Below are 12543 nucleotides of genomic sequence, written 5' to 3' on the forward strand. Positions count from 1 at the left end.
CAACCTGAAATCTGACATATAAATAGCATTACTTTGTTTCCAGATTAGTATCAAAATTTCAATTCATCAACTTTCACAAATATGAGAATCGTAACTAAAAGCAAAACCAAAGCCACTGTTTGGGTAGTGGAAAAAGGTCAAATACGGTCTCGTTTAGACCAACTTACCACCGAAGAACCTTTAGAAATTCGTCTTCTCCCTTTCCAGAAGACGGTAGCTGTAACAATGCGGACGCCAGGGGCAGATTTTGAACTAGCTGCTGGTTTCCTCTACAGTGAAGGAGTCGTTAGCCACAGAGAAGATATTCGACGTATCAGCTACTGCGTAGATGAATTAGTAGATGGTGAACAGCGCCATAATATTGTAAATGTGGAACTGCGGGATGGGTTGATTCCAGACTTACAGCCTTTGGAGCGTCATTTCTACACAAGTAGCGCCTGTGGAGTGTGTGGTAAAGCTAGCCTTGAAGCTTTACGTCTGCGAGGATGTCCAGTAATTTCTTCTGGTCCAACGGTAAAACCTGAAATCGTATACAGCCTACCAGATAAACTCCGGGCTGCTCAAGGTATCTTCACTGCAACAGGGGGTTTGCACGCTGCGGCTATCTTTGATGCGCAAGGACAACTGTTAAACCTGTGGGAGGATGTTGGGCGACACAATGCTTTGGATAAATTGATTGGTACAGCTTTGCTCACTGACGAATTGCCTTTAAATAATTGTATTGTTCTAGTTAGCGGACGCTCTAGTTTTGAGATTTTGCAAAAGTCTACAACTGCTGGAGTTCCTATTGTCTGCTCTGTTTCTGCTCCTAGTAGTTTGGCGGTGTCTGTCGCCAAGGAATTCGGGATTACCTTAATTGGATTCCTGCGCAGAGAACGGTTCAACATTTACACTGGTTTGCAAAGAATAAACGCTGCTTAAGAACACTTTTGAGGGTGTGTTACCGCCAAGCGTAACGCACCGCAAGTAGGGTGTGTTACCGTAACAGGGATGTAAAATCGACAGGGGAAAACGAGTCTACATGCACTGACTGCGGTTGCTGAGTTAAGCGGCGAAGATTGTTTGGAGTAAGTTGGAAATTTGGCAAAAGTTTAACTTAGGCTGTAGTGGATATAACAAGAGGGCATTCTAGGTAGCTAGGAGATGTCATAATCAAATTATTAGGTGCTTTAAGATCCACTGCAAGTCCCAACTATATCGCGTATATCAGCTAACAAAAGGAATAAAGATAAATGGATAGTGAAGTACAAGATAGTGATGTTATTGAAAAAGATGAAGATACTGCTGAAGAAGATAGAAGTGATAATGGTGGGTTGTATCCTTATGATCCAACTACAGCAGATATTGACATTAGAGAAGACCCTCAAACAGTTTTCGAGTTGATGAGAAAATATGATAATAAAAAACTGATCATTGATCCTGATTTTCAACGTAATCTAGTTTGGACACCAGAAAAGAAAAGTAAATTTGTCGAATCAGTAATACTTAACTTTCCATTACCTCCTTTATATGTTAATCAAACTGTAGAAGGTAAGTATATTATTGTTGACGGTTTACAAAGAACATCCACATTGCATCAATTTGTAAATGATGAATTTAACTTAACAGGCTTAGAAGCTTTAACAGATTTAAATGGATATAATTTTTCAGAACTTCAAGAGTTGCCAGATGACTATCAAACAAGAATAGAAGATAAAAAACTATATATATATATTATTAAACCTTCTGTGCCAGCCAAAGTTGTTTACGATATTTTTAATAGAATTAATACAGGTGGAACAAATCTTGAGCGTCAAGAAGTCCGAAATTGCATTTTTTCAGGTAAATCTACTAGACTCCTCAAAGAGTTATCAGAAAAAGACTATTTCAAAAGAGCTATTGATTATGGAATATCCCCTAGAAGAATGAAAGACAGGGAGGTTATCTTGCGCTACTTAGCATTTAAAATCTTTGATTATGAAATAGAATATCAAGGAGAATTGAGTGATTTTGTGGAAAATACAATGAAAAAACTTAATTTGATGTCAGATGAGAAAATAGATTTATTGAAAAATGATTTTGAGAGAGTTATGAATTTTAGTCTAGAGTTTTTCGGTAAAAGAAACTTCCGTTTACCTGCACAAGAAAGGAGAGGAAGAGTAAATATTGCTATTTTTGAATCTGTTTCTTATTTTTTCTCAATTAACAGTGATGATTTTCTACAAACAAATAAAAAAAATATCCAAGATAACTTTGATAAGTTACTACAAAATTCAGAATATATTGATGCTATAAGATATGCTACGAGTAGTAAAGCTAAGGTAATTACTAGATTTAAACTTGCACAAGAGGTTTTAGGAAGCGTATAATGATAACACAAATAGAATTAGAAAATTTTAAAGTTTTTAAAGAAAGAACATCTTTTCTATTAGGTCAAATAACTCTGTTAACAGGGATAAATGGATGTGGTAAGTCTACGCTTCTTCAGTCTTTGCTATTAATGAGGCAATCTATTGAGCATAATGATAGTGCGTCTCAAGTGGTATTAAATGGTAGTTGTGTCAACTTAGGTAGCTTTACAGATATTAAAAACAGTAGTACTTCCAGAAATGAGTCAATCAAGTTTATATACCATTATGAAGATAAACATATTCTGAATCTTAATCAAGAAGATAATCTCAAGCTTCACGGCTACACAGAATATGATTTTGAGGAAAATATTGAAGATGATATGGTAACTCAGATAAGCAATATTACTTTTTGTGCTCAAGGTATCATAAATTTTAATGGAAAAAAATCTGATTATGGATTTAAAGGAGTATACAAAAAGATTAAAGATTCAAATATTTTTAATATAAATAGATTTGATTTTAATGAAGGAAAGCGAGATGAATTACCAGAGCTAGTACCGGAACGAACAGGCTCTTGTCGTCTTCTTAATTTATTACCTTTCTATGGTGAGGGATATGACTTTAAAACCCCAGAAAAATACAACCTCAGATTGGATGTATATTCGTTACATAAATCTCTGTACTTTTACAAGATACATTACATTTCAGCAGACCGTTTAGGACCACAAGAATCTTACCCTAAAGCTACTTTGAACAAATTTCCAAATGTAGGAGCCAAAGGAGAATTTACAGTTAACTTACTCTATAAGAAGAGAGATGATTTAATCAATGAAAAGTTATGTCTAGGTCAAGATGCCAAAACTTTATATAATCAAACAGAAGAATGGCTTAACGAAATCTTTAATGGAGCAAAAGTCGAAATTCCTAGTTCTAATAGTCATATACTCGAACTTTTATTTAATACGAATAACTCAAAAGACCGTTTTAAACCAGCAAATGTTGGATTTGGGTATCATTGCATTTTACCTATTGTTGTTTCAGGATTGATTGCAAAAGAAGGAGAAGTGTTAATAGTAGAAAATCCGGAAGCGCATCTGCATCCAAGAGCACAATCTCGATTAGCCCAATTTTTAGCCAGAGTGAGCAGTTGTGGCGTACAAGTTTTTATTGAATCACATAGCGACCATATCTTGAATGCCTTGCGGATAGCCGTTCTTGATAAAATTATAACTCCCAAAGATTTAAGTATATTATATTTCCAGCGAAATCCAGAACAGCCAGTAGTGCAAATTATTGTTCAGCCAGATGGAGGAATTGAAGAATGGCCAGAAGGATTTTTTGACCAAATGGATAAAGATTTCTCTAGGCTTTTTGGAATGTAAGTAATGGAAATATTTATTAACGAAGTATCCCTAGAAGGACAGTTTATGACAGAGGCAGAATTCCGGGATGCTATAAAGATTTTTAATTCTATTTTTGAGTTAATCAATCAAAGAATTAAAGATAGAGAACTTTATAAAGAAGATAGCAATATATATGCTAACTATGAAGCAATCAAAGGATATAACTTCAATGCTAGTCTTAATCAACTGAAAGATAGATCCTTGAAAACTGCTTTTATTAATATCGTCTTCAATAAGTCAAATCCCAAACAATGGCGTACAGAGCAGTTGCATTCTTCAGAAGATTTATTTGATTGCTTAACTATTGACAATGATTATAAAAATGTTGGGGACACCTCTTTAGCGGAAGTAGCTGAACGAAAAATTCAAAACGAAAAAAAGGAATACTTGTTAGTTAATTTTATTAATTCTAATTTTAAAATTACTCACCCACATATTATTAAATGTTGTTTAATTACAGTTATTAAAAATAATTTAGAGGAAAATCAGATATGTATAGATAGTATTGATAGTAAACTAGCATTGGAATATTGGTTAGAAAATAAATTCAATCTAAGCTCACTAGAATATTCTCTAGACGCTACTGAATCGCCACGGGATGAACAAACACTTTTACGAGATACGACAAGATTTAGAAAAACATCATTTAGATATGATGGAAGATTTGTTTACTGTGAATTTACTACATCATGGTATTGGTATGTAGACAATTTGCATGAGGGTAAAGCTGCTCATTTAGAAGTTTTTGATAAAAGAGGATTTCATCTTGGAGAAGCTGATTTGCAAGGTAATATTGATACTGCTAAAAAAGATAAAGATAAAACTATTGATTTATCTTAGTAAATGCTTGTCCCTTAGCTATGTCTCTTCTTACTTGCGTTCCAGAAATCGGAAAAGTTTGGCGATCGCAATCCACAAGCCGATTAACTGCCCCTAGCACCTGAATTACGTGTTTTCTGTAAAATTCACTACAGTAAAAATGAGTAATTTTTTTTGATTTTAATTGTTTCAGGATGTAATCTTCGTGCTTTTGCTTAATCTCAGGAGTATCACCAACCTCAGTTGGCTCATCCCACGCTTTAATCACCTGGATTTGTGGATAAATTTGACACAGTCAATTCGCTCGAATTGTTAAAGGAATAGCAGTCATAAATCATCACAAGTACTTCATCCATCTCTGCTAAGGCTGTTTCAATCACTAATTGGTGCCCTTTATGGAGAGGCGCGTATTTACCTAGTGTGAGTCCGCATTAACTAGTCATAATTTTGACTTTCCATAAATACCTATTTTTGCCCCATGACTGCCGCTTTACAGCCAAAAAGATAAAGGCGTAAGCGTAGCCTACCCCAGGCATTGGCACTCTCTCTTTGGCGGAGGTATTGTTTTTCAGACAAGTTTTTTAATATTCCGAATGGCTCAAGTAGGAGTAAACTACGACATAGTTTACTTGGTAATACTGAGCAATGTATAGAAAGACTAAAAGATTTACTGCTATTTTTCTATTGGTGTTTTCTCTGATTGTTTCTATCAACTTTTCTGCGATCGCTCAAGATAGTTCAGGTATCCCTTCTGTAAATTTTGCATCGTCTCGCGCTTGTTATGTTCCTGCGACTCTCAGAACTGAACGAGTCATTGCTGATAACGATCGCAGCCAAGTTAAGATGGGCGATCGCATCAGGGTAAAAGTTAGAGGATTGTCAGCAGCAGCCATAAGTGCAACCCCTAAAGGCAATTCATTCGATCCTCGCCAATTAGTGTTGTACCTAAATGGCTATCAGCTAGAGAATGTCCACGGAGAACCAGTCAGCGTTATGGAGGAGGGTGAGGATCAAAAGAAAACTCTTAATAATGATTGGTTAGCTTTTCAGCTTGAACGTACTGATGTATCTGAAACTGCATGGAATTCGCTGCTTGGTGGCAGGCCCAAACCTAGTATTAATGCGATCGTTGGGGTAGGCTGTCCCGGCAAAGTTGCGATTTTGGTAAGCGATCCTCTGTCACCTCCTCAATTAAAAATAGTTCTGTTTTCGTGGCGATTTTGGCTTTGTTTGCTTCTAGTTATAGCTATTGTCTTGATATTTATCAGATATGGTCGAGACAGTCTACGTAGTGCTGGAATAGAAGGAATTTACTCTAAAAAAGAAGTAATCAATGGCCAGGAAGCGTTAATTACAAAAGAGTTTATGCCTGAAAAGGAAGCTCGTTCGGGAATTGCTAAGTATTTTCTTGGTTCAAATGAAGAGTATAGAAATCCCTTCAGCCTATCGATATCTCAACTTGCTTTCTGGACATTTCTGATTTTTTCTGCTTACCTGCTTATCTACGGCATAACAGGAGATTACACTAATATTTTAACTGGACAATCACTAGTTTTATTAGGAATTAACTCTGTAACTGCATTTGCTACTTCGTTAATTGATGGGCAGGGTAATGAGAAAAATAGAAAAGGTAGTCAAGGCGTTTCGGAAGGGTTTTTCACCGATATATTATCAGATATTAATGGAGTCAACTTTCATCGATTCCAAACATTTATTTGGACAGTTGCCATCGGACTATTTTTTATTTGGGAGGTGATTAAAAATCTAGCAATGCCAGAATTTGATGATACACTTCTGGCGCTACAAGGAATCAGTGCTGCAACATATCTTGGACTTAGAGGGCAAGAGCAGCATGGTATGACAAAAGATCCAGAACCTCCATCTGGAGAAGCTAACTTATCTCAACAACTGCCTACACCAGAAGACGAGCGCACTCCAACTAATACTTTGTAAGCTAGTTTTAAAGGTTTGTGGTCAGGACTTTAGTGCTTAAAAAATAAAGACTGAAGTCCTTACTACAAACTTGTTAATATGGGCAATAATTTAAAATATTATGATCAGCTAGATTTGCAATCATACCTTGTATGGTAGTTCTGCACGCACTTTCAGATTTCATCGACTGCGATTTTGCGATCGGCGACTCATCTTGTAGCTATTGGTACGAAGGGCATTGTTCCCAAAGTGGCGTAGGCGTAGCCCGTCGTAGACATCGCCTAAAATTACCCCGCACCTCAATGTCTGAAGCGATCGCCCACGGACTAATGCAACATCTTGCAAACAATGACTCTTATTCTCGTGAAGGCAAGATGTATGGAATACTATTGGTTGAACTGCCTAATGGCGAACAACGGGTACTAAAAGCTTTTTCTGGTCTTTTGAATGGTTGCAGTGTGGTTGAGGGCTGGGTGCCGCCAATTCCCGGACGAGACGAAGTTGCTTTTGAGGAAGCCCGTACTTTGGCTGAGTTGGACGCGATTAAGCAAGAAATTATTACTTTGAAGCAACTGACGGAACGTCAGCAGTATGAAATCCTGTTTAATGACTTTGAGCAGCAGTTACAAGCAATGAGCGATCGCCATCGCTATTGCAAACATCAACGACAAGAAAAACGTCAGCAAATCTGCAATACACTCTCTCCCGAAGCACTCACGATTGCTCTTGAACAACTTGACGAAGAAAGTCGTCAGCAGGGAATTGAGCGACGACAACTTAAACGCCAGCAAAATGCCGTATTACAGCCCCTTCAGCAGTTAATTGCAACGACGGATGCGCGAATTAGCGAACTGAAACAACAGCGTAAAGCACTGTCGCGTCAATTACAAGCTCAAATGCAGGCTAGCTACAGCCTGACTAATTTTTCCGGGCGATCGCAATCATTGCAAGAATTGATGCCAGGAGGTTCGCCCACAGGCACAGGAGACTGTTGTGCCCCAAAGCTGCTTCATTATGCGGCAACACATAATCTCAAACCATTGGCAATGGCAGAATTTTGGTGGGGTACGTCTTCCGCAAATCAGGATAAAATTTCGGGAGAGTTTTATGGAGCGTGTACCGAGCGATGTCAGCCATTGATGGGGTTTTTGCTCTCAGGCTTGAAACCTCTCTTGCCAGCTAGGGAAAAAGCAGTAAGAAGCCCTTCCTGCCTTGATAGAGGAAGGGTTTGGGGAGAGGTCATACCGATTATTTATGAAGATGAATGGTTGATTGCTGTCAACAAACCTGCTGGGCTACTTTCAGTACCTGGTCGTTATCGCGATCGCCAAGATAGTGTCTTGAGTCGCTTACGTCATTTGTTACCTGATGGCATGGCGCTTATATCTGTGCATCGCCTAGATCAAGAAACTTCCGGGATTTTGTTGTTGGCGCGCGATCGTCAAACCCATCGGCAACTCAGCCAGCAGTTTCAGCAACGCCAGGTTCACAAGGTTTATGAAGCCATACTTTCCGGTGCTGTGACAGTTGAGCAAGGTAAAATTGACTTGCCATTGTGGGGAGATCCTGAAAATCGCCCTGAGCAAAAAGTTGATTGGCAGTATGGTAAACCTAGCTTGACACATTTCCAGGTAATGGCGAGAGAAGGAGACTACACTCGCGTAGAATTTACACCACTAACAGGACGCACTCATCAGTTGAGAGTTCATGCCGCTGATGTGCGAGGACTTGGGATAACTATTTTAGGCGATCGCCTTTATGGATGCTGTGCAGTTACTAGTCGGTTACATCTGCACGCTAGAGAACTTCGCTTCGAGCATCCGCAGTTGAGACAAACGCTGCATTTACAAGCAATTACACCCTTTTAACGTGTCATATTATATCAGCTTGATTCTTTGAAATCCCAAGAACCCAAAGAGCTAAAGCTACGCTTTGTCTCCCCTAATTGCTAGCCTATTGCTTTTTAAATTTGTATGTGATAATTTCTGCTTGTAGTTAATTCAACGGTTATCCGACCGATTTATAGTACTTAAAGAAAATTAATATAACAGTTAACAGGCTTCCCAATAAAAATATCCAACTACAAAAAATTGGCGATCGCAAATCTAAAATTCAAAATTATATGACTAAAGTATTCATTCTCGATGCCAACCAACAACCGTTATATCCAGTACGCATCAGCCATGCTAGGCTACTATTGTCACAAGGTAAAGCTACCGTATTTCAGCGATATCCTTTTACTATTATTCTGAAGGAGTCCCTTTCTCATCTAAAACTTGAGCAACTTGGCTTTAAGATTCATCCTGGTATTAAAATAAATCGTAATTGAATTCTTGACTACGAACTTGTACTGAGCGTAGCCGAAGTATTACGACTTAGTAATTAGTTAATCTTAGTCGCCTCCTAAACAGAGGAATATAAATGACGAACCACACTATTTTAGAACTATTACCAGAAGACCAATGGTTTATTGAGAGCCAGGAACTACGATCCTTTGTAGCAACAGTACGGGAAATTAGCGCTAGTACTGTTGGCGATCGCACCCAAACTCTCGCCAGACTAGAACCCTATTTTCAAGAACTTCTTGCCCAACAGCAATGGCTACCAGAAAAGTTTATCCAAGTCAATCCCGAAAGCCGGATGGGTGGCGGTATTGGTCAATGGCTGCTTTATCGCGCTAAAGACCGTTCCCTGTCAGTATTCAGTTTGGTAATTCCCCCAGGTTCAACAACTCCTGTCCACGATCATCTAGCCTGGGGATTGATTGGTTTATACAAGGGTAATCAAGAAGAAACAGTCTATCGCCGTGTAGATAGCGGTGATGTAGAAGGACACGCACAATTACAAGTAACTGAAGTGCGATTGCTTCAACCAGGAGATATTTACCGCCTCTTACCCCCAGATGGTGATATCCACGCCGTCAAAACCACATCCCAGAGCGCATCAGTATCCATTCATGTCTTAGGTAATGATACTGGTTGCGTCTTGCGTCACCAGTTCATCCCAGAATCTCACAGTGTCAAATCCTTTCGCTCTGGATATTCCAACGCTCCCTGTAAAGAAGAGGAGGAAAAAGAACATGGCCAAGTATATTAGACCAAAGCCCCCTGTATTCGAGCGAGTTGAAGACGAACGCCTCCACCGCAAGCAACGTCTCGCCGCCGCCTTTCGCCTGTTTGGTAAGTTTGGGTTCAGCGAGGGAATCGCAGGCCATATTACGGCTCGCGATCCGGAGTTTACAGACCATTTTTGGGTCAATCCATTCGGGGGATACTTCGGTCATATCCGAGTTTCTGATCTGGTTTTAGTTAACAGAGAAGGTGAGGTGGTTAAAGGCGATGCTGAAGTAAATCAAGCTGCTTTCGCCATCCATTCTCAGATTCATGAAGCTCGACCTGATGTAATCGCTGCGGCTCACGCCCATTCACTTTATGGTAAAGCCTGGTCTAGTTTGGGGCGTATCCTTGACCCCTTGACTCAAGATTCTTGTGCTTTTTACGAAGATCATGCATTATTTGATGACTATACAGGTGTCGTATTAGATACCTCTGAAGGTGAACGACTAGCTCAAGTTTTGAGCGGTAATAAAGCGGTAATCTTGCGTAACCACGGTATTTTAACTGTAGGACATACAGTCGATGAAGCTGCCTTCTGGTACATTAGCTTAGAGCGATCCTGTCAAGCCCAACTGTTGGCTGAAGCTGCAGGTAGACCCACTACAATCAAACACGAAACAGCCCGTTTAACACAAACTCAAGTGGGGTCACATGTAAGTGGGTGGTTCAGTTTCCAGCCCCTTTACGACCGGATTGTGCGTGAAGAACCTGATTTGCTAAATTAGTACTGTGTTTTTTGACACTGGAATAATAGGCGGGGAAGTTTCCAGTTAACCTACTTCCCGCTATTTTGATATCAATTAAAAATTTATTTATATACTCCGGTAAACCTATAAGTTTATAGTACTCATATAGCTCAGAGAAATCATTTTGATGATTAACCAAATCTTTCGCCGTTTTATTCCCAAGTGGATATCGTTGATAAAATTCAGGAATATCCCATTTAACAACCAACATAAATTATTCTTTTCTTCTCCTTTGCCAACAGTGGGGGCTTTTGTTACAGGTCTTTGTCTGAGCCTGCTATTTGCTGCTTGTTCATCGACACCGACTGTTAATGCCCCTAATCCCAGTGCCACATCTGTTAGCAATTCGGCTTCCAATAATAAAGCAACAGTAGTCAGATTTGGCTATCAAAAATCGACTATTTTACTTAGAACTAAGGGTGTTTTAGAAAAGCGTTTGGCACCAGAAGGTATCACTGTAAAGTGGACTGAATTTCAAGCAGGGCCACAACTACTAGAAGCGATGAATGTGGGTAGTATTGACATCGGGCCCGTAGGAGAATCACCGCCAATATTTGCCCAAGCAGCGGGAGCATCACTAACTTACGTTGTTGGGACTGCGGCTACTCCGGCTAGTTCCGCAATTCTTGTTCCTCAAAATTCACAAATTCAAAAAGTTACTGACTTGAAAGGCAAAAAAGTTGCCTTTCAGAAAGGATCAAGTGCCCATTTATTGTTAGTCCAAGCTTTAGAAAAAGCCGGATTAAAATATACAGACATTGAACCTAAATATTTGGCTCCATCTGATGCCCGTGCTGCATTTGTGAAAGGAAGTGTGGATGCTTGGGTAATTTGGGACCCATTTTATGCAGCGGCTCAAGAGGCAACTAAAGCCAGAGTCCTGATTGATGGCACAGGAATTAATAAACAGGGAGGATATTATTTGATGACTCGCAAATTTGTCACTGAAAATCCCCAAACTGTCAAGGCAATACTGGAAGAAATTAAAAATCTAGAAGAATGGTCTAAACAGAATCGAGAAGAAGTAGCAAAAACTCTTGCACCTGTATTAGGAATTGATTTAGAGACAATGAAAAAAGCAACTAATAGACGGACTTTTGGTCTTGTACCAATTGACGATAATTTAATAAATCTACAACAAGGTGTTGCGGATACATATTATAAATTGAAGCTAATTCCCAAAGAGGTAAATGTGAAGGATGCAGTGTTGACAAAAGAAGAATACGCTGCATTTTCACCAAAAACTTAAACTAGTACAATGAATTGGCTGTAGGGGCATAGAGATTTATGCACCTACAGATGAAATTGGTATTAGTCGCAAAACAACTGACAATATTGGAAATGTAAATCTTGGAATTGATTATGACTAATCCTACAGAATTACTGCGATCGCGCTACGGTGAAATTCCCTTCAACCCCGAAATTGAATGGAATGATTCGCTAACAGCACTACTATCTCACCGTTCAATTCGGTCTTATCTATCCGATCCTTTACCACCAGGAACTCTGGAATTGCTAATTGCAGCCGCCCAATCTGCATCTACTTCCTCTAATTTGCAAACTTGGAGTGTGGTAGCAGTCGAAGATCAACAGCGCAAAGATGAGTTATCCAAGCTAGCGGGAAACCAAGCACATATTAAGCAAGTGCCTTTATTCCTGGTTTGGTTAGCAGATTTGGCGCGTCTAAGTCACGTTGCTGACAGTCGCGGCATATCTCATGATGCGCTGGAATATTTGGAAATGTTTGTGATGGCAACAATTGATGCAACGTTGGCGGCGCAAAATGCCGCAGTTGCAGCCGAGTCACTCGGTTTGGGAACAGTATATATTGGCGGAATCAGGAACCGCCCGCAAGAGGTAGCACAGATATTGAATTTGCCCTCCTCTGTGTATGCTGTATTTGGATTGTGTGTGGGCTATCCGAATCCTGAAGTCGAAGCGGCGATTAAGCCAAGGTTGCCCCAGTCAGCAATACTGCATCGTGAAACCTATAAATTGGCAGAACAAGAAGAAGCGATCGCTCATTACAACGACATCATCAAAGAATTCTATACTGAACAAAAGATGGATGTTGCTGGCAATTGGTCAGAACACTCAGCCCAGCGCATCGCAACTGTTGAGGCTTTGAGAGGACGCGATCGCTTGCGTGAAGCTCTCAATAACCTTGGCTTCAAGTTACTGTAAATTAAGAAGAATC

Annotated in this window: 13 protein-coding genes; 11 read left to right on the top strand and 2 right to left on the bottom strand. The window is 39.5% G+C overall.

Annotation, left to right across the window (positions count from 1 at the left end):
- Positions 1-81: 81 nt before the first annotated feature.
- The 4 genes from fdhD to V7K60_RS04760 all read left to right on the top strand — a co-directional run bounded on the left by fdhD (position 82) and on the right by V7K60_RS04760 (position 4573).
- Positions 82-921 carry a formate dehydrogenase accessory sulfurtransferase FdhD gene (fdhD, locus tag V7K60_RS04745; RefSeq protein WP_334923361.1) on the top strand — a complete coding sequence of 280 codons (840 nt, stop codon included), beginning with the start codon at positions 82-84 and terminating at the stop codon, positions 919-921.
- A 311-nt stretch (positions 922-1232) separates the two neighbouring features.
- A complete protein-coding gene (locus V7K60_RS04750) occupies positions 1233-2348 on the top strand; it encodes a DUF262 domain-containing protein (RefSeq protein ID WP_334923364.1) in 1116 nt (371 codons plus the stop codon).
- On the top strand, positions 2348-3712 hold the full coding sequence (locus V7K60_RS04755; RefSeq protein WP_334923365.1) for a DUF3696 domain-containing protein: 1365 nt from the start codon (positions 2348-2350) through the stop codon (positions 3710-3712). The genes V7K60_RS04750 and V7K60_RS04755 overlap by 1 nt, the downstream gene beginning before the upstream one ends.
- 45 nt (positions 3713-3757) lie before the next feature.
- The gene (locus V7K60_RS04760) at positions 3758-4573 is read left to right on the top strand and encodes a hypothetical protein (protein WP_334923367.1); all 816 of its coding nucleotides are present in this window, start codon (positions 3758-3760) and stop codon (positions 4571-4573) included.
- On the opposite strand, the gene V7K60_RS04765 is transcribed toward V7K60_RS04760, so the two are convergent.
- Positions 4557-4820 carry a hypothetical protein gene (locus tag V7K60_RS04765; RefSeq protein ID WP_334923369.1) on the bottom strand — a complete coding sequence of 88 codons (264 nt, stop codon included), beginning with the start codon at positions 4818-4820 and terminating at the stop codon, positions 4557-4559. The genes V7K60_RS04760 and V7K60_RS04765 overlap by 17 nt on opposite strands.
- Entirely contained in the window at positions 4813-4929 is a 117-nt protein-coding gene (locus V7K60_RS04770) for a hypothetical protein (protein ID WP_334923442.1), read from the bottom strand. The genes V7K60_RS04765 and V7K60_RS04770 overlap by 8 nt, the downstream gene beginning before the upstream one ends.
- 268 nt (positions 4930-5197) lie before the next feature.
- Between V7K60_RS04770 and V7K60_RS04775 the strand changes: the two genes are divergently transcribed.
- The 7 genes from V7K60_RS04775 to V7K60_RS04805 all read left to right on the top strand — a co-directional run bounded on the left by V7K60_RS04775 (position 5198) and on the right by V7K60_RS04805 (position 12530).
- A complete protein-coding gene (locus V7K60_RS04775; protein ID WP_334923370.1) occupies positions 5198-6505 on the top strand; it encodes a hypothetical protein in 1308 nt (435 codons plus the stop codon).
- Between the two features lie 131 nt (positions 6506-6636).
- Entirely contained in the window at positions 6637-8352 is a 1716-nt protein-coding gene (locus V7K60_RS04780) for an RluA family pseudouridine synthase (protein ID WP_334923372.1), read from the top strand.
- Between the two features lie 254 nt (positions 8353-8606).
- Complete coding sequence (locus V7K60_RS04785; protein WP_069068524.1) at positions 8607-8813, top strand: RRXRR domain-containing protein; 207 nt, start codon at positions 8607-8609, stop codon at positions 8811-8813.
- Positions 8814-8905: 92 nt separating this feature from the next.
- A complete protein-coding gene (locus V7K60_RS04790) occupies positions 8906-9580 on the top strand; it encodes a hypothetical protein (protein ID WP_334923373.1) in 675 nt (224 codons plus the stop codon).
- Positions 9564-10325, top strand: coding sequence for a class II aldolase/adducin family protein (locus tag V7K60_RS04795; protein ID WP_334923375.1), 762 nt, complete (start codon positions 9564-9566; stop codon positions 10323-10325). Before V7K60_RS04790 ends, V7K60_RS04795 begins: the two co-directional genes overlap by 17 nt.
- A 148-nt stretch (positions 10326-10473) precedes the next feature.
- Complete coding sequence (locus V7K60_RS04800) at positions 10474-11595, top strand: sulfonate ABC transporter substrate-binding protein (RefSeq protein WP_334923377.1); 1122 nt, start codon at positions 10474-10476, stop codon at positions 11593-11595.
- Positions 11596-11708: 113 nt separating this feature from the next.
- Positions 11709-12530 (top strand): NADPH-dependent oxidoreductase, encoded by an 822-nt coding sequence (locus tag V7K60_RS04805; RefSeq protein WP_334923379.1) that lies wholly within the window; start codon positions 11709-11711, stop codon positions 12528-12530.
- Positions 12531-12543: the final 13 nt, after the last annotated feature.

It is taken from the genome of Nostoc sp., assembly GCF_036917555.1.
Lineage (GTDB): Bacteria > Cyanobacteriota > Cyanobacteriia > Cyanobacteriales > Nostocaceae > Nostoc.